Annotated in this window: 12 protein-coding genes and 3 pseudogenes; 9 read left to right on the top strand and 6 right to left on the bottom strand. The window is 76.3% G+C overall.

Annotated features, from left to right (window positions below; translation table 11 throughout):
• The first annotated feature begins 58 nt into the window (after positions 1–58).
• Entirely contained in the window at positions 59–664 is a 606-nt protein-coding gene (locus tag GC089_RS14255) for a 50S ribosomal protein L25/general stress protein Ctc (protein ID WP_155378209.1), read from the top strand.
• Between the two features lie 94 nt (positions 665–758).
• A pseudogene (pth, locus tag GC089_RS14250) lies at positions 759–1375 on the top strand (aminoacyl-tRNA hydrolase).
• A gap of 34 nt (positions 1376–1409) precedes the next feature.
• On the opposite strand, the gene GC089_RS14245 reads toward pth, so the two are convergent.
• Both GC089_RS14245 and GC089_RS14240 read right to left on the bottom strand, forming a co-directional pair.
• Positions 1410–2405, bottom strand: a complete 996-nt coding sequence (locus GC089_RS14245) for a DUF6492 family protein (protein ID WP_155378208.1) — start codon at positions 2403–2405, stop codon at positions 1410–1412.
• Positions 2406–2514: 109 nt separating this feature from the next.
• Complete coding sequence (locus GC089_RS14240) at positions 2515–5274, bottom strand: PKD domain-containing protein (protein ID WP_155378207.1); 2760 nt, start codon at positions 5272–5274, stop codon at positions 2515–2517.
• A 797-nt stretch (positions 5275–6071) separates the two neighbouring features.
• Here GC089_RS14240 and GC089_RS14235 point away from each other — a divergent pair.
• From GC089_RS14235 to GC089_RS18495, 5 genes are all read left to right on the top strand, one after another.
• Positions 6072–7103 carry a hypothetical protein gene (locus GC089_RS14235; RefSeq protein ID WP_230684830.1) on the top strand — a complete coding sequence of 344 codons (1032 nt, stop codon included), beginning with the start codon at positions 6072–6074 and terminating at the stop codon, positions 7101–7103.
• The gene (locus GC089_RS19255; protein WP_370514012.1) at positions 7058–7600 is read left to right on the top strand and encodes a sugar transferase; all 543 of its coding nucleotides are present in this window, start codon (positions 7058–7060) and stop codon (positions 7598–7600) included. Before GC089_RS14235 ends, GC089_RS19255 begins: the two co-directional genes overlap by 46 nt.
• Positions 7590–8795 (top strand): DUF1972 domain-containing protein, encoded by a 1206-nt coding sequence (locus GC089_RS14230; RefSeq protein WP_370514011.1) that lies wholly within the window; start codon positions 7590–7592, stop codon positions 8793–8795. The genes GC089_RS19255 and GC089_RS14230 overlap by 11 nt, the downstream gene beginning before the upstream one ends.
• Before the next feature lie 16 nt (positions 8796–8811).
• The gene (locus tag GC089_RS14225; RefSeq protein ID WP_155378206.1) at positions 8812–9579 is read left to right on the top strand and encodes a CDP-alcohol phosphatidyltransferase family protein; all 768 of its coding nucleotides are present in this window, start codon (positions 8812–8814) and stop codon (positions 9577–9579) included.
• 206 nt (positions 9580–9785) lie between these two features.
• Entirely contained in the window at positions 9786–11282 is a 1497-nt protein-coding gene (locus tag GC089_RS18495; protein ID WP_196250937.1) for a hypothetical protein, read from the top strand.
• A 69-nt stretch (positions 11283–11351) separates the two neighbouring features.
• Here the strand turns inward: GC089_RS18495 and GC089_RS19250 are convergent.
• A pseudogene (locus tag GC089_RS19250) lies at positions 11352–13415 on the bottom strand (glycosyltransferase); the annotation flags it as partial.
• A gap of 149 nt (positions 13416–13564) precedes the next feature.
• Here GC089_RS19250 and GC089_RS14210 point away from each other — a divergent pair.
• Complete coding sequence (locus GC089_RS14210) at positions 13565–14593, top strand: glycosyl transferase (RefSeq protein ID WP_155378205.1); 1029 nt, start codon at positions 13565–13567, stop codon at positions 14591–14593.
• A complete protein-coding gene (locus GC089_RS14205; RefSeq protein WP_155378204.1) occupies positions 14590–15579 on the top strand; it encodes a glycosyltransferase family 2 protein in 990 nt (329 codons plus the stop codon). Before GC089_RS14210 ends, GC089_RS14205 begins: the two co-directional genes overlap by 4 nt.
• On the opposite strand, the gene GC089_RS19245 is transcribed toward GC089_RS14205, so the two are convergent.
• The 3 genes and pseudogenes from GC089_RS19245 to GC089_RS14195 form a co-directional block, all read right to left on the bottom strand.
• Positions 15543–16217 (bottom strand): Coenzyme F420 hydrogenase/dehydrogenase, beta subunit C-terminal domain, encoded by a 675-nt coding sequence (locus tag GC089_RS19245; RefSeq protein WP_255449015.1) that lies wholly within the window; start codon positions 16215–16217, stop codon positions 15543–15545. The two genes, GC089_RS14205 and GC089_RS19245, sit on opposite strands and share 37 nt — an antisense overlap.
• 62 nt (positions 16218–16279) lie before the next feature.
• Positions 16280–16654 (bottom strand): annotated as a pseudogene (locus GC089_RS20170) (coenzyme F420 hydrogenase/dehydrogenase beta subunit N-terminal domain-containing protein); the annotation flags it as partial.
• An 89-nt stretch (positions 16655–16743) separates the two neighbouring features.
• Complete coding sequence (locus tag GC089_RS14195) at positions 16744–17814, bottom strand: polysaccharide pyruvyl transferase family protein (RefSeq protein WP_230685255.1); 1071 nt, start codon at positions 17812–17814, stop codon at positions 16744–16746.
• Positions 17815–17836: the final 22 nt, after the last annotated feature.

Below are 17836 nucleotides of genomic sequence, written 5' to 3'. Positions count from 1 at the left end.
ACATCGCGCGCCCGCCCTCCCCGGCGTGGTGCGCCACGTCCACGCACGAGGAGTTGCAGTGTCCGACGTCAAGCTCGCCGCCACCGCCCGCACGGAGTTCGGCAAGGGCGCCGCCCGCCGCCTGCGCCGCGCCCACCAGATCCCCGCCGTCCTCTACGGCCACGGCACGCAGCCCGTGCACGTCGCCCTCCCGGGCCACGACACGATGCTGGCGCTCAAGCACACGAACGCGCTGTTCGAGATCGACCTCGACGGCGAGACGACGCTCGCGATCGTCAAGGACGTCCAGCGCGACGTCGTCCGCCAGGTCATCGAGCACGTCGACCTGCTGGTCGTCCGCCGCGGCGAGATGGTCTCGGTCGACGTCCCGGTCGTGGTGACCGGCGAGTCCGCCCCGGGCACCATCCACGTCGTGGAGACCCAGACGCTGTCGCTCGAGGCCGACGCCACGAAGCTGCCGTCGTCCGTCGAGGTCACGATCGACGGTCTCGCCGCCGGCTCGTCCGTCACGGCCGGGCAGGTCGTCCTGCCCGAGGGCTCCACGCTGATGAGCGACGCCGAGCAGGTCGTCGTCGCGATCTCCGAGCCGCAGGCCACGGCGGACGACCTGGCCGCGGACGCCGCCGCCGCGGAGCAGTCGGCCGCGTCGGCCTCCGAGGGCTGAGACCCCGCACCGTCCGCCCGACGCCCGGTACCGTCCGACGGTGCCGGGCGTCGGCGCGTCCGCGTCCCTGCACGACCCCACGGAGGACACCCCCATGACCGACGGACCCTGGCTCGTCGTCGGCCTCGGCAACCCCGGTGACCGGTACGCCGGCAACCGGCACAACGTCGGGCAGATGGTGCTCGACGAGCTGGCGGCGCGCGCCCGGACCTCGTTCGGCGGCCGCGTCGGCTCGCTCGGCCGGCGGCCGCAGGCGACGACCGCCGAGGTGCGCCTCGGGACCGGACCGGGCGGGGTGCCCGGGCCGCGCGTGCTGCTCGCCAAGCCGACCACCTACATGAACGAGTCGGGGGGCCCGTCGCGGGCCTCGCGAAGTACCTCGGCGTGCCGCCGGAGCGCGTCGTGCTCGTGCACGACGAGCTCGACATCCCCTTCGCCGACGTGCGCCTGAAGAAGGGCGGCGGCGAGGGCGGCCACAACGGGCTGCGCGACACCACGAAGGCGCTCGGCACGAAGGACTACGTCCGCGTGCGCGTCGGTGTCGGACGTCCGCCGGGGCGCATGGACCCCGCGGACTTCGTGCTGCGCGACTTCAGCGCGACGGAGCGCAAGGACCTGCCCTGGCTCGTCGACCGTGCGGCCGACGCGGTCGAGGCCGTCGTGCTGGAGGGCCTCGAGGCCGCGCAGCAGCGGTTCCACACGAAGGCCTGACCTCCCGCGCCGGCGGGGCGGTGCCGCCGCGTCGTCAGGCGGCGGCGCCGCGCCGCGCCGTGCGGGCGCGGCGGGCGAGCGCGAGCGCACGCGGCACCACGTCCCGCACCTGCTGACGCCGGCGCTCGACGGCGTGCCGGCGCGCCATGCGCTCGAGCAGCGCGACACCGTCCGCGGCGCTGTCCACGAGGTCCCGCTCGGCCCAGAACGTCGCGAGCGCGCGCCGCGCCGCCGGGTCGAGGCGGGGCACGGCGTTGCGGTGCACCCCGAGCACCGGCAGGTCGTGGGACGCCACGGTCGCCAGGGTGGCCCGCACGCCGTCCGCGGTGGCGGCGCGCGGCCAGACCGTCGCGCTCGGCTCGTCGGTGAGCTCCATGACGCGGGCGAGCGTCCCGTCGCGCCGGGCGACCCACCCCGCGTAGAGGAAGAACTCCGTGAGGTCCGCCGCGACGAAGGCGTGGGCGAACGGGCGGCCGCTCTCCTGCTCGACCTCGTGCAGGAGCGCACGCACGACCGCGGTGTCGAGCACGAACGGCGTGACCGTCGCCGCGAACCGGTCGACGTGCGCGTCGGGGTCGAGCCCGAGGTGCGTCAGCACGTGGGTGAACGCCGGACGCAGGGGGTGGTCGCGGTAGCCGTAGCCGCGCACGCGTGCGCGTCCGTCGGCGGTCACGAACGCCGTCGCGGCGGGCGGTGCCACCAGGTGGTTCTTCGCGTCGAGGACCACGTAGTGCGCCGTCGCCACCGACCGCGCGACCGCCAGCTTCAGCGCCTGCTGCCGTCGCCAGCCCGAGGCGCGCGGCACCGGGCACACGTCGGTGGGACGCAGCAGCCGGACGCGGGCGGCGTGCGCGCCGTAGGCGTCGAGCAGCGCGGCGCGGTCCCGTTGCCGCAGCCCGCGCGCCGTGTTGTCCAGCACCACCACGTCCGCGACGTCGTGCGCCGGCACGTGCCGGGCGAGCGAGCGCGCCTGCAGGTGCAGCAGCGGGACCTCCGCCTCGAAGACGGGCGTCACCCAGGTCAGCGCCACGCGGTGCTCCTCCCCCTCGGCGGCAGGCGGAGCATATCGGGCGCAACGGACGCCGCGGGGCGCCGGACCGGGTGGTCCGACGCCCCGCGGCGCGTGGGTGGAGCGGTGCTCAGATGTTCGTGCGCTTCACGGCCACCCCGTCGGGGTAGACGTTGTCGCGCATGTCGAGCGCGTAGCTCGTCGGGACGCGCACCGAGCAGTTCTTGTACTGCGTGTTGCGGCCGAACGTGTTGCCGGCGATCGTCACGCCCGTGGGGGCGCCGATCGACGCGTTCTTGATGTTGATCGTGCACGCGCCGCCGTCGATGAAGTTGCCCGTGACCGCGACCTTCGACACCGCGCCCGCGTCCTGGGTCAGCATGAGCGCCGCGTTGTGCGAGCCCTCGATCGTGTTGTCACGGATCGTGATGTTGCTGCCCTTCTGGAGCTGGATCGAGTCGTCGTGGCTCGGCGTCCCGTTCCAGTTCGGGTCCTTCTCGTAGTGCGCGTTGTCGTGCAGCCACGACCGCTCGACGAGCACGTTGCTGCCGTGGATGTGGACCGGGTCGATGACCTTCGCGATCTCGACGCGCCGCAGGGTGAAGTTCCAGCCCTTCACGCCGTCCTGGTTCGCGGACATCGTCTGCGGGATCAGCGTGGAGTCCTCGATCGTCAGGGAGTAGGCGTCACCCTGCACGCGCACCAGGTCGGCCGCCTGCGGGGTCGCCGTGCCGCGGATGTAGGAGTTGCGGATGACGACGTTGCTCGCCTTGACCGTGACGTAGCCGCGGATGTCCCACCCGTCGATGACGGTGCCGGGCTGGGTGATGACGAGGTTGCCCTCGTGCACCTTGCTGAACGTCGTGCCCGCCGGGACGCCGGTGTTGTCGGCGTTCGGCCGTCCCGTGGCGACCGTCTTGTCGGGGGCGGGGGCGGGGGCGGGTGCCGGCGCGGGCGTCGTGCTGCCCGGCGTGGTGGCGACCAGGTCGCGGTAGGAGACGGTCATCGGGGCGTTGGTCACGCTGCCGGACAGGTAGGAGCTCAGGGCGACCGAACCGGCCTTCTGCAGCGCGGCGTCGGAGTCCTTCGCCGTGACCTGCCACGTCGTGGGCTCGGTCGTGCCCGTGCGCCAGGCGCGGGCCTGGACCGTGGTCGGCGACGTGCCGGTCACCTGCAGGCGGACCCGCAGCTGCGTCCCGGGCGACACCGCACCCAGGTCCGCGGTGCTCAGCGCGGTGGAGCCGCGCATGGCGGCGAGCTGGACGGTGCCGTCCTCGAGGTAGCGCAGGCGCGCGGAGTAGGCGGCCGTGCCGACCTGGCGCCCGATCACCGACACGTACGTGCCGGTCCCGGTCTGCGCCTTGTCCACGCTCGTCGTGACCGCCAGGTCGATCGCCTTCGACGAGACGGAGGTGAGCGACGAGGTGCGGGAGGAGCCCGCCTTCGTGATGGTCTGCGTGGCCGCGCCGGAGGCGACCTTGTAGTCCGAGGCCGTGCCGGCGTGCGTCCAGGTGCCACCGGTCTGCGCCGTGCCCCAGCCGCTCGTGCGCGCGGTCGCGAAGGTGTCGCGCACGATCGTCGTCGCCGACGCGCCCGTGGTGGCGGTGGGCGCCGGTGCCGGGGCGGCCACCGTGACGGTGCGCGACGCGGTGGCGGTGGCGCCGTCGTCGTCGGTCACCGTGAGCCGGACGGGGTAGCTGCCGCCGGTCTTCCAGGTGTGGCGCGCGGTGGCGCCCGTGGCGGTGGTGCCGTCGCCGAAGTCCCACGCGTAGGCGGCGACCGTGCCGTCGGCGTCGGCCGAGGCGCCCGCGTCGACCGACGCGGTGAGGCCGTCGACCACGGGCGCCGCGAACGCGGCGGTCGGCGCGACGTTCGGCGCCGTCACGGTGACGGGGCGCGTCGTCGTGGCCGTCGCGCCCTCGTCGTCCGTCACCGTGAGCGTCACGGTGTAGGTGCCGGGGGTCGCGTAGGCGTGCTCGGCCGAGCGGCCGCTCGCCGTGGCGCCGTCGCCGAAGTCCCACGCCCACGCGCTCACGGCGCCGTCGGCGTCGCTCGAGCGGGAGCCGTCGACGCGCGCGACGAGGCTCTTGCGGGCGGTCGCGGCGTCGATCGCGGCGACCGGCGCCGTGTTCGGCACGACGACGGGGTTCGCGGTGGTGACGCGCAGGTCGTCGAACCCGAACGCGACGGGGGCGTTCGTGACGTTGCCCGCGAGGTAGGCCCCGACGCCGACGGCGCCGGGTGCCTGCAGCGCGGCGGTGGTGCTGGTCGCGGAGACGGTCCAGTCGGCCGGCTCGGCCTGGCCGGCGCGCCAGGCCTTGGCGCGCAGCGTGGTCGGGGAGGTGCCCGAGGCCTGCACGCGCACGGCGATCCGCTCGCCCGGCGCGACGGTGCCCGGCAGCGCGACGCCCGGCAGCACGGTGCCGGCGTCGACGAGCGCGATCGTCGCCGTGCCGTCCGCGAGGAGACGGAGCTTGGCGCCGTACTCCTGCGACCCGACGCGGCGGGCGGTGACCCCGATGTGGGCGCCGGAGCCGGTCATCGCCTTGTCGGCGGCGACGGTCAGGGAGACGTCGGTGTCGGTGGACGCCACCGTGGCCAGCGTCGACTGGATCGTCGAGCCCGCGCGGGGGACGACGAGCGAGCCGACCCCACCGGCGACGGTGTAGCTGCTGGCGGGACCGTTGTGGGTCCAGGCGCCGCCCGCGTCCGCGGAACCCCACGCACCGGGCGTGGTGCGGGAGAAGGCGTCGGCGGCGAGGACGGGCCACTCCTGCCGGGGGACGGCGGTGGCGGCGGTGGGGGACAGGACGACGACCACACCGGCCGTCACCGCGGCGGCAGCGACGGCCCGGACGGGTCCGCGCGTGCTGCGGAAGAACGAGTGCATGGGGAAGTGGCTCCGAGGCGTGTGGAGGATGTGGGCAGGGTCACAAAATGCAGGCGAATGCCGCTCTGCATTTCTCGAGGAGTGCCCTGGGCAGCCGGACCCGGCTGCGGCGCTGACACCATGCTAGGAAGCGTTCACTCGTTCGTGAAGAGGGCGATCAGTGCCCGATTTGCACGCTATAAGCCGGATCGGGCCGCCGGAGACTAGGCCAAACCGGGACAACGTGGGGCATGAACCGGTCATATCGGTGATACGTATCACCAGTATTCACCCACTCCCTCACCCGTCGTGACAAAGGGGTGAAACGGGCATTGTCTCGCTGACCTGCGGCGTCATCCGCGCCGCCGTGCACGGCGGTCGGTCCGGCGCGGTCGGACGACGTCGTCCCGCAGGGCCGGACCGGTGGTGCCCGCAGGCCGGAGCTGATCTCCGCGCCGCTCTCGACGCCACTGCCGACGTCGCTCCCGTCGCGCCCGACGTCGCTCCCGTCGTGCCCGACGTCGCTCTCGGCGCGCTGCCGAGGTCGCCCTGGGCGCACCGGGGTACCGGTGCGCGCGTCCTGCCGGCGCGCCTGCGACCCGCCTCTCACGCCGTGGCGCAGCGGCCCGCGGGGCGGTGCGCGCCGTGTGCGACCACCGGGTGAACAGGGTGAGAACACCAGATGCCGGGTGAAATCGGACGGAACATGATGAAGCGGGCGCACGGCCGCTCCTACCCTTCGGGGGACGCCGACGACGCGCACCCCTTCCGGGAGGTGCCGAGGCGTGTCACGTATCGATCCGCCGGGGGGAGGACCTGTGACGCTGACGGCAGACCGCGGCGAGGTGTCGTCCGAGGACGGGGCGGAACGCCGCGCGCCGGCGCTCGGTCCGCGTCGCTCGTGGGCCTCGCGTGAGCCCTTCGAGCGGCGGAGCACCCCGTTCAACACGGACGAGGCGTCCCGGGAACGCGCCTGGCGTGCCGTGGGACTGCGGCACGCGCTGACGGCGGCGGCGCTCGACGCCGGAGCCGCGCTCGTCACGGCGGCCGTCGTGCTGTCCGGCCGCGGCGACGCGGTCTCCCGCGCTGCGGTCGCGGGCCTGGCCGCCTCCGCGTTCGTCGCCCTCGTGGCTGCGTGCGGCGGCTACCGCCGCAGCGTGCTCGGCGACGGGCCCGGGGAGTTCCAGGCGGTGCTGCGCGCCGCGGGCCTGGGGGCGGTGCTGTCGATGGCCGTCGCGTTCGCGTTCGGCGTCGACGTCCCGCGCCTCGCCGTCCTCGCCGGCCTGCCCACCCTGGCGCTCGCCGCGTGCTGCGCCCGGTACGCGCTGCGCCGCCGCCTGCACGAGCGCCGGGTGCGCGGGGTGGGCATGCGCAGCACGGTCGTCCTCGGGGACCAGGCGTCGGTGCGCCGCGTCGTGGCGGACCTCGCGGCGACCCCGCACCACGGCTTCCGCGTGGACGGCGTGTGCCTGCCGGCCGTCGACGAGGCGGAGCTCGTGGCCGGGGTGCCGGTCGTCGGCGCCGTCGCCGACGTGGTGCAGGTGGTCGCCGACCTGGCGGGCGAGGTCGTCATCGTCACCGGCAACGTCCTGAGCGGCGAGGCGCTGCGGCGGCTGTCCTGGGCCCTCGGCCGGGCGGGGGCCGACCTCGTCGTCGCGCCCGGGATCGTCGAGGTCGCGGGCCCGCGGCTGTCCGTGCGGCCCACGGCGGGGCTGTCCCTGCTCGAGGTCGAGGTGGACCCCCGCGGGGACGCCTGGTCGCGAAGAGCGTCCTCGACGTCACGCTCGCCGCCCTGCTGGGCGTCGTGGTGCTCCCCGTGGTCCTCGTCGCGGCGGCGGCCGTGGCGCTGACGTCGCCGGGGCCGGCGTTCTTCCGCCAGACCCGCATCGGCATCGACGGCCGCCCCTTCACCATGTGGAAGCTGCGCACGATGCGTACCGACGCCGAGGAGCAGCTGGCCGCGCTGCGCACCGCGGACGAGGGAGCCGGTGTGCTGTTCAAGATGCGCGAGGACCCGCGGGTCACCCCGGTCGGGCGCGTGCTGCGCCGGTTCTCGGTCGACGAGCTGCCCCAGCTCTGGAACGTCGTACGGGGCGACATGTCGCTCGTCGGGCCGCGGCCCCCGCTCGCGCGCGAGGTGGACGCGTACGAGGACCAGGTGCACCGGCGCCTGGCCGTCAAGCCCGGCGTCACGGGGCTGTGGCAGGTCAGCGGTCGGTCCGACCTCGACTGGGACGAGTCCGTGCGCCTCGACCTGCGCTACGCCGACAACTGGTCCGTGGCGATGGACCTCATGATCCTGTGGAAGACCGGACGGGCCGTGCTGCGGGGCGCCGGTGCCTACTGACGCGGGCGTGCCGGCCGGCGGCCGGGACGGCGGTGCGCTGCGCATCGCGATGGTCGGCACCCGTGGCGTGCCCGCGCGCTACGGCGGCTTCGAGACGGCGGTCGAGGAGGTCGGGCGCCGCCTCGCGCGCCGCGGGCACGACGTGGTCGTGTACAGCCGTGCCCACGAGGCGGACGCGGGCGTGCGGGAGCACCTGGGCATGCGCCGCGTGGTCGTCCCCGCCGTGCGGCGGCGGTCCCTGGAGACGCTCAGCCACACCGCGCTGTCGGTCGGGCACCTGGTCGCGGCCCGGCGCCCCGACGCCGCGTTCGTCTTCAACGCCGCGAACGCCCCGCTGCTGCCGGTGCTGCGCGCGGCGCGCGTCCCGGTCGCCACGCACGTCGACGGCCTGGAGTGGCAGCGCGCGAAGTGGGGGCCCACGGGGCAGCGCTACTACCGCCGGGCCGAGGAGCTGGCCGTCCGCTGGTCGGACGCGCTCATCGCGGACGCCCCGGGCATCGCGGCGTACTACGCCGAGGAGTTCGGGGTGCCGACGACCCTGCTGACGTACGGCGCGCCCGTGCTGGGCGACATCGGCGCCGACCGGCTCCCCGAGCTCGGCCTCGAGCCGGACGGCTACCACCTGGTCGTCGCGCGGTTCGAGCCCGAGAACCACGTCGACGTGCTCGTCGCGGGCTACGTGGCCAGCGCCGCGCGGCTGCCGCTCGTGGTCGTCGGGTCCGCCCCGTACGCCGACGCGTACACCGCCCGGGTGCGCGCCGCCGCGGGCGACGACCCCCGGGTGCGGCTCGTGGGCGGGGTGTGGGACGCGCCGCTGCTGGACCAGCTCTACGCGCACGCCCGCACGTACCTGCACGGGCACTCGGTCGGCGGCACGAACCCCTCGTTGCTGCGCGCGATCGGTGCCGGCACGGCCACGGTCGCGTGGGACGTCTCGTTCAACCGGGACGTGCTCGGGGACGACGGCGTGCACGTCGCCGACGCCGGCGGGGTGGCCCGCGCGGTGGAGGACGCGGAGCGCTCGCCCGTCGCGGCGCACGCGCGGGGCGGGCGCTGCGGGAACGGGCCCGCGCGTACGACTGGGACGACGTGGCCGCGGGGTACGAGACGCTCGCGCGGGACCTGCGTGCGGGCCGCGTGCCCGGCCCGCAGCGCCGGGCGCGGCGCGTGCCGGCCGTGCAGCGGCCGGGCGTGACGACGGGAGAGCGACGATGACCGGGACGGCGACGAGCAGACCGGTGGGCCGTGAGCCGTACCGCGTGACGCTGGGGCGGCTGCAGGCAGCGCAGAAGCAGGCCGCCCGCAGCGCGCCCGCGTACTCGCGCTTCGTGAACCGGCGCCTGGGCCGCCACCTCGCGGCGTGGGCGTACGGCGCGCGCCTGACGCCGGACCAGGTCACGGGCCTGAGCGCGCTCGCCACGTTCACGGGCGTCGCGCTGCTCGCCGTGCTGCAGCCGGGGGTCGTGCAGGCCCTGGCCGTGACGGCGTGCCTGGTGCTCGGCTACGCGCTCGACTCGGCGGACGGTCAGCTGGCGCGGCTGACGGGGACGGGCAGCAGCGCGGGCGAGTGGCTGGACCACGTGGTCGACGCGGTCAAGATCGTGACGCTCCCGGTCGCGCTGCTGGTCGGGATGCACCTGCACGGCTGGGCGGACCCGGCGTGGTCGGCGGTGCCGCTCCTGCACGTCGTGGCCGGCTCGGTCCTCTTCTTCGCGATGATCCTCACCGAGCAGCTGAGACGGGCCCACGGCGTGCGCAGCACGGCGGCGCAGGGCGGGCGTGCGCCGTGGCTGCGCTCCCTGCTCGTGGTGCCCACGGACTACGGCGTGCTGTGCCTGTCGTTCCTGCTCCTGGCGGTCCCGGACGCGTTCCTCGTCGTCTACGCCGTGCTCGTCGCGTGCACGGCGCTGTTCACGGCGGCCGCGGCGGTCAAGTGGTACGGCGAGATGCGCACGCTGTCCAGGAACGCAGACGTGTGACGAAGATCACAGTACCGCCACGGTTGCGTCACGAACGGGTGACGTTCCTGGTGAGCGGACCGGCCGTCGCAGCGGCCTCGGAAGGCGTCCACGACTGACACGTGTGGGTGACGTTCGCCCCGGTTCACCCGATTGGTCCGCTGTCCTAGTGTCGCCTCCCGTATCCGGGACCAACGGTCCCGCCACCGACGGGGGAGTACCGAGACATGACGGCAACGCGAGCTGACCGGCGACACCACGCCCGCAGGCGACGGCGCCTCCGGCTCCTCGGCGGGGCAGCCCTCACCGCGCTCCTGGCGACGGGTCTGGCCGCCGGGCCGGTCCCGTTCCGCGAGGCGCCCGCGCACGCCGCGGGCACGTTCGTCGAGCTCGACCGGCGCGTGCTGACCCGTCACGTCGTGGGCCCGGGCGGCACGCACGTGCTGCGGCTGCCGGTCCCGGCCGCCGCGACGAGCGTCAAGCTCTCGGTCACCGGTCAGCTCGCGTGGCGCCCCACCAAGGTCTCGGCGTGCCCCGGCGACCGTGCCACCCGCGCCTGCCTGGCCGACCCGGCGATGACCACGCCGACGCGCCGCGCGAAGAACACGCACGTGACCGTCGACCTGCGCGGGGCGGACCGGGAGGTCGCGCTGCACAGCTCGGCGGCGAGCGTGAGCCTCACGGTCCGCGTCGTCGGCTACACCGTCGACGGCGCGACGCCGCGTCCGACGAGCACCGGCAAGCCCACCGCCGCGCCGACGCCGTCCCGGACGTCCACGCCGGCCCCGACGGCCACGCGCGCGCCCGCGCCGGCCCCGACGGCCACGCGCGCGCCCGCGCCGGCCCCGACCCCCACGCGCGCGCCTGCGCCGGCCCCGAGCCCGACGCGCACCGCGACGCCCGCGCCGGCGCCGTCGGCACCCGCGTCGCGCCCGCCGGCCGGCACGCCCGGTCCGGACACCACGGGCGTGCCCGCGGGCACGCGCCTGACCGTGCACGAGGGCGACATGCGCATCACGAAGGCCGGCACGGTCGTCGACTCCATGGACATCCGCGGCATCGTCCGCGTCGAGGCGCCGAACGTGACGATCCGTCGCTCCGTGATCAGCGGCCGTCCGTCGGACACGAGCGTCGGGCTCGTCATGGTCCTCGAGGGGGCCCGCAACGTCACGATCGAGGACTCCGAGCTCTACTCCAAGCACCGCTCCCCGAACGTCCGCGGCGTGATCGGGCAGAGCTTCACGATGACGCGCGTCGAGGTGCACTCGGTCACCGACCAGCTCATGGTCACGGGAGGCGACGTGCTGGTCCAGGACTCCTGGCTGCACGGCAACCTGCACTGGGAGAACGACCCGAACTTCGGCGGCGGTCCCACGCACGACGACAACGTGCAGATCGCCGCGGGCTCGAACATCCGCCTGCTGCGCAACGTCCTGGAGGACACCCGCAACGCGGCCGTCATGGTGACGCAGGACCGCGGGGCCGTGCGCGGGCTCGAGCTGCGCGGCAACCGCATCGGCGGCGGCGGCTGCTCGGTCAACCTCGCCGAGAAGTCGCACGGCCCGCTGTCGGGCACGGTGCTGGCCGACAACACGTTCGAGCGCGACCAGGTCCACAAGGGCTGCGCGATCATCGCGGACGCGGGGACCATCCCGCTGCTGCAGATGCGCGGCAACCGCTGGGCGGACGGCGCCGCCACGACGGTCACGCAGCGCGGGAGCTGAGCGCCGGCTCGGCCACCCGGTCGAGCTGGGCGCGCACGTCGGCCGCGTACCGCTCGGGGAGAAGCGCGCGAGCGCGTCCGCCCGTGCGGCGGCGGCCAGCCGGGCACGCAGCGCGGGGTCCTCGGCCAGCCGGGTGATCGCGTCGGCCAGCGCCGACGCGTCGCCCGGCGGCACGAGGAGCCCCGTGCTGCCGTCCCGGAGGATCTCCGCGAGCCCCTGCACGCCGGACGCGACGACCGCACGGCCGGCGAGCATCGCCTCCACGGCGGTGTTGCCGAACGGCTCCACGCGGGAGGGCACCAGCACGACGTCGGCGTCGGCGAGCAGCGGCCACGTCGGGTGCACGAACCCGAGCAGCTCGACGCGTCCGGCCAGGCGCGGGTCCTCGAGCCGCGCGCGCAGCTCGGCCTCGAACCACTCGTAGCCGGTGAAGGTGCTGCCCGCGACGCGCAGGTGCACGTCGTGCCCGCGCTCGACGACCCGCGCGACCGCGTCGAGGGCGACGTCGGTCCCCTTGCGCGGTGACAGGCGCCCGACGAGCACGAGCCGCAGCGGCCCGTCCGCGGGTGCCGGCGCGGCCGCGGGTGCCTCGGCCGGCCCCGGCACGCCGTTGTGCACCACCACGGCGCGCTCGGCCAGGGACCGGAAGACGAGACCCACGCTGCGCCGTGCGGCGGCCGAGTTCGTCACGACGCGGTCGGCCAGGAGCAGCGGCGCCGTCAGGGCCGCCGTCACGACGCGCGGCTGGTCCTCCTCCGCCTCGTGCACGTGGCACAGCACCGGGACGCGGGCGAGCCGCGCGGCCAGCACCCACCACGGGATCGTCAACGTGCTCACGTACACCAGGTCCGGACGGGTGCGGCGCAGCGTGCGGACCGTGCGCACGACGCAGCCTGCGGCCGCGGCCGCGAGCGGCAGCAGCCGGGCCGGGTGGAGCAGCGCCTTGCGCAGCACGGGCACGTCGGCCTGCGTCACCCGCACCCCGAGGGCCGCCGCGCGTGCGGTCAGGGGGCCGTCACCGGGCAGCACGAGCTCGACCTCCCACCCGCCCGCGCGTGCCGCGCGCAGCGTCTCCAGCATCTGCAGGTCGGCGCCGTAGAGCTCGGTCGACGGGTGCGCGACGACGAGGCGGCGTGCAGGGGCGTCGGTGCGCCCGGTGCCGGTGCTCGCGGGGGCGCCGGTGCTCGCGGCGGTGCCGGTGTCTGCGGCGGTGCCGGTGTTCGCGGGAGTGCCCGTCCGTGCGGGCCGCAGGGCCGCGCGGACGCCGCCCAGCGTGCCGCGGACGACCGACAGCAGGGGCCGCGGGCTCTGCAGCAGCTGCCGCCGCCCGCCGCGCAGGAGCACGCGCCGCGCCCACCACGGCGACCACAGCACCCAGCGCCACCGGTCCGCGGCGTCGAGGTGGCGCGCTGCGAACAGCAGGCGGTTGCGGCAGTTCTGCTCGTAGTAGAGGTCCGAGCGGCGCCGGCTGCCGGCGTGCTCCTGCGTCCCCCCGACGTCGTGCGTCGCGACCACGTCCTCGCGCACCGTCAGGTGCAGACCCGCCCGCCGCGCCCGCCACGACAGGTCGACGTCCTCCCAGTACATGAAGTACCCGGTGTCGAAGCCCCCGACCCGCCGCCAGGCCGCGGCGGAGGACGCGAGGCAGGCACCCGACAACCAGTCGACGGGACCGCCGGCGACGGCACCCGCGCCGGAGCGGGTGCGCCCGCGGCGCAGGTCCAGCGTGCCGCCGCCGAACCAGACCCGGCCCGCGGCGTCGTGCACGACCGGGGAGACGAGCGCGTCCGGGTCCCGCTCGGCCGCGGACAGCAGCGCCACGGCGTCCTCGGGCGTCAGTGACAGGTCCGGGTTGAGCACCAGGACGGCGCGCGCACCGCGTGCGAGCGCGTGCGCGACCCCGCGGTTGACGCCGCCGCCGAACCCGTCGTTGGGCGCCGCCAGGAGCGTCCAGCCGTGGGCCTCGGCGACGTCCCGTGCCCGGGCGCGGTCGTCCGCCCCGGGCGAGTTGTCGACGACCACGACGACGACGTCCTCGAGCCCGGCCACCGTCGCCGCGAGGTGCCGGCGCAGCAGCTCCGCCGAGCGGTGGTTCACGACGACCACGCCGTGGCGGGGAGCGCGGTCGGGCATGCGGGCACCTCCGGGAGAGCGAGGGCGAAATCGGGACGAACCGCCTGTGTCGAGGCTAGTGGAGCGGGTAGCGTCGCGAGCCTGGCCCCCGGGTGAACCGGCCGGTCGTGTCCGTGGCCGGGGTGGACGGGGTGGAACGGGAGGGTGGCGTGGCGAGAGGCAGGACGGCGCGCCTGCGCGTGCTCCAGTCGTTCCGCGAGCCGCGCACCACCACGAACCCCTACCTCGTGCAGCTGCGCGACGCGCTCGCGCCGCACGCGGACGTCGCGACGTTCCGCTGGTCGCGCGCGCTCGCGGGCCGGTACGACGTCCTGCACGTGCACTGGCCCGAGGTCGTCGTGGACCGGGGGACGCGCGTGCGGCGCTGGGCGGCGACGGCCGCGTTCGCGCTGGTCGTGCTGCGCGCGTCGACGGGGGGCCGGGTGCTCGTGCGCACCGTGCACAACGTCCAGCCGCACGAGCGCCCGCACCGCGCCACCGCCGCGGTGACGCGCTGGTGCGACCGGCGCACGGGCTGGTGGATCCGGTTGAACGACCGCACGCCCGTGCCCGACCCGGCGCGCGCGAGCACGGTGCCCCACGGGGACTACGCGACGTGGTTCGCGTCGTACCCGGCTGCGCGGCCGGTGCCCGGCCGGCTGGTCTCGGTCGGGCTCGTCCGCGCGTACAAGGGGGTCGAGGACCTCGTCGCCGCGGTCCGCGCGACGCCGCCGGACGGTCTCGACCTCGTCGTCGCGGGGCGTGCCGCGACGCCGGCGGTGGCCGACGCGGTCCGGGCGGCGGCCGGCGACGACCCGCGCGTGCGCCTGGACCTGCGCCACGTCGACGACGAGCAGCTCGTCGCGGAGGTCACGGCGGCCGAGCTCGTCGTGCTGCCGTACCGCGCGATGCACAACTCGGGTGCCGCGCTGCTAGCGCTCTCGCTCGCGCGGCCCGTGCTCGTCCCGGACGGCGAGGTGGTGGCGGACCTGGCGGCCGAGGTCGGGCCGGCCTGGGTGCGCCGGTTCACCCCGCCGCTGACGTCGCAGACGCTGCGCGAGGAGGTCGCCGCCCTCCGCGCCGACCCGCCGGCGGGGGCGCCGGACCTGCGCGCGCGTCGCTGGGACCGTGTGGCCGAGGGGCACGTGCGGGCGTACGAGGCCGCGCTCGCGGCCGCCCGGGGGAGGAGCCGGTCATGACCGCCGTCGTCGCGATGCTCACCTACCGCCGGCCGGAGGACCTGCGCGTCGCCGTGCCCGCGTTCCTCGCCGCGACCTCCCGTGACGGGGCCGGCCTGCTCGTCGTCGACAACGACCCCGCCGGCTCGGCCCGGGCGTGGGTCGAGGGGCTGCGCGACCCGCGCGTGCGCTACGTGCACGAGCCCCGGCCGGGCATCGCGGCGGGACGCAACCGCGCGCTCGACGAGTGCGCGGACGCGGACGTCCTGGTGTTCGTCGACGACGACGAGCGGCCGGAGCCCGGCTGGTGGGAGGCGCTGACGGCGTGCCACCGCGCGACGGGTGCGACCGGCGTGGTCGGCGCGGTGGTGTCCGAGTTCGTGGCGGAGCCCGAGCCCTGGGTACGTGCGGGCCGGTTCTTCGAGCGGCGACGGCTGCGCACGGGCACCGACGTCGACGTGGCGGCCACGAACAACCTGCTGCTCGACGTGGCGGCGGTGCGCCGGCTGGGCGTGCGGTTCGACGAGCGGTTCGGCCTCAGCGGCGGCAGCGACACGCTCTTCACGCGGGACCTCGTCCGGCGCGGCGGGCGGCTCGTGTGGTGCGACGAGGCGGTCGTCGTGGACCGGGTGCCGCCCGACCGCACGACGCCGGGCTGGGTGCTGCGCCGGGCCCGTCGCAGCGGCAACTCGGCGAGCCGGGCCGAGCTCGTGCTCGCCGCGGACGCGGCGGAGCGCGCCCGGGTGCGTGCGCGGTACCTCGCCCGCGGCGGGCTGCGCGTGGCCGGGGGAGGCGTGCGCGTCGTGCTCGGTGCGCTGCGCCGCGACCCGGTGCTGCGGCTCGTGGGACGGCGCAACGCGGCCCGCGGGCGCGGCATGGTCGCGGGAGCGCTCGGCCACGTCGTCGTCGAGTACGGGCGGCCCCCCGAGCAGGGCGACCCGGCGGGAGCGGCGCTGCCGGTCGGCGCCGGTCAGGACCGCGCGGCGCCCGAGCGCACGCGGCGGTAGGTGCCCCGTGCGGTGCGCAGCGTCGCGCGCAGGTCGCGCAGGGCCAGGCGCACCAGGCCGAAGCCGCGGTAGCGCGGCGCCCGCGCGCCGGCCAGCCGCGCGCCCGCGATGCGGCCGGCGAGCGTCCGGCGGCGCGTCGTCTGCAGGGGCTGCACACCCATGACGTCGTCCGGGTCGACCGGACGCACCGTGAGCACGCCGGCCGCGACGGCGCGCTCCACGACGTCCCGGCCGCGCGGCGTCCGTGCCACCAGCGCGCTCCACCCGTCGGACTCGGTGAACACCGGGTACCCGCGCGCGTCCGTGCGCCACAGGTCGCCCGCGACGACGTCGGCGCTCTCGCCGACCCCGTCGGGGCACGTCTTGCACCGCCACTGCACGTCGCGGCCCAGCACCTCGCCCCACGACTCGTGGTACGAGGTCGCCACCTGCGACCCGTCCGGCCGGACGGCGGTGAAGCTGCCCGGCCAGCCCCGGCCGCGGTACCAGAGCGCGGCGAGGGGCTCGCCGGGCGCCACGCCGAGGCGGTCGAGCACGGCGTCCGTCGCGCGTGCGGACGGCGTCCCGGCGCAGAAGAAGGACAGCAGCAGGGGGCGGGGCCACCGTCGGCGAGCGCGCGCAGGGCGGCCGCCTCGCACGGCTTGCCCGTCGTGACGGAGGACGGGTCCGCCGCGTCGGGGTGCGCGCAGACGCTCACGGGCGCGTACCGGGACCCGGCCGCGTCCAGCGCCTGCGCACGCGAGCGGATCGTCACGGGCACGGTCCGCCGCGGCTCGCCCGGGTCGCGCGCCGCACCCACCCCACGCACGGCCTCGCCCTGCTCCACGAGCCACGTCGTCAGCGCGGTCAGCACACCGCCGCTGCTGCCCCGTCGCCGTGCCTCCGGGTCCGCAGCGCACGCCTCCCAGCAGCCGGCGACGGGGCCGAGCAGCGGGTGCCGCGCGGTGCCCGGCGGACGTGCGGCGCGCACGGTGCGGCCCGGGCAGGAGCGCTCGAAGGCGGCCACCGTGGACGCGTCCGCGGTCGACGGGCCGGTGCGGACGGGGCGGGCGAAACCGGCCTCGTCGAGCGTCATCGTGAGCCCCGCGTCGAGCCCGGCGCACAGCCCGCACCCGGAGCAGGCGCCGGCGGCCACGACCCGCCCGACCAGGGCGTCGAGCGTCGTCACGGCACCCGGGCCAGCGCCGTGGTGGCGCCCGCGAGCAGCTCGTCGGCGCGCGCGTTGAGGCGGGCGACGTCGGCCGTGAGGTCCGCGTCGGCCAGCGCGAGCACCGCGGCGGCCGGGTCGCCGTCGGCGCGCAGGTCGAGGGTGCGGTGCCAGCCGAGGTCGGCCAGGAGGGGCGCGAACTTGCGGGAGTAGGCGAGCGGGACGGCCGGCGTCCCGGTCGAGAGGGCGTTGAGGCACGCGTGCATCCGGGAGCCGACCACGAGCCGCGCCGACGCCGTGGCCCGACGGACGTCCTCGAGGTCGGCGGGGACGACGACCTCGACGTCGCCGTGGTCCAGCAGGCGCGCGACCTCGTGCACGGCCGGCACGTCGTTGTCGGCGACGGGGGAGTCGAGCACGTGCGCGAGCAGGCCGACGCGGCGGCCGCGGGCGAGGAGCGTGCGGGCCAGCCCGAGGACCACGGACCGGTAGCGCTCGTGGTCGACGTGCGGGTTCGGCGCCCAGAGCAGACCTGAGACGTTGAGCAGCACGTCGCGCGTGCGCGGCACGGCGGGGCGCGGCAGCGCGAACACCACGTCGGTGGTCACGACGTCCACGGGGCGGCCCAGCGCGCGGGCCGCCTCCGCGCTGACCCCGTCGCGCGCCATCGCGAGGTGCGCGTGCCGCAGCGTCGCCCGCGCGAGCGTCCGGCCACGCCGCGAGCCGAAGGGCCCGATCGTCTGCGGGGCGAGGACGACGGGGACGCCGACCCCGTGCGCGAGCCGGGCCAGCAGGCTCTGCGTCACCAGCCGGCGCAGCCCGTAGATGTCGGCGAACGAGTCACCGGCGCGCGTGTCGACGGCGAGGTCGAAGCCGGTTAGCCAGTCCCGCAGCGGCACCCGCGGGTCGAGGCGGGCGCGCACGAGGGGGCGCCAGTCGCCCACGGGCGACGGTGCGGTGCGGCTGCGGTAGTGCACGTGCACCACGTCGGCGTCCGGGTGGACGCGCCGCACGAGCGCGGCGCTGCCCTGGGCGAGTGCGCGCACCCCCAGGTTGGAGGACCGGTCGTCGGCCCACATGACGAGCACGCGCAACGGCTCTCCTCCCCCG

It is taken from the genome of Cellulomonas sp. JZ18, from assembly GCF_009720485.1.
Lineage (GTDB): Bacteria > Actinomycetota > Actinomycetes > Actinomycetales > Cellulomonadaceae > Cellulomonas.
Note: the sequence above shows the minus strand (reverse complement) of the source record. Positions and strands in the feature narration are given on the sequence as shown.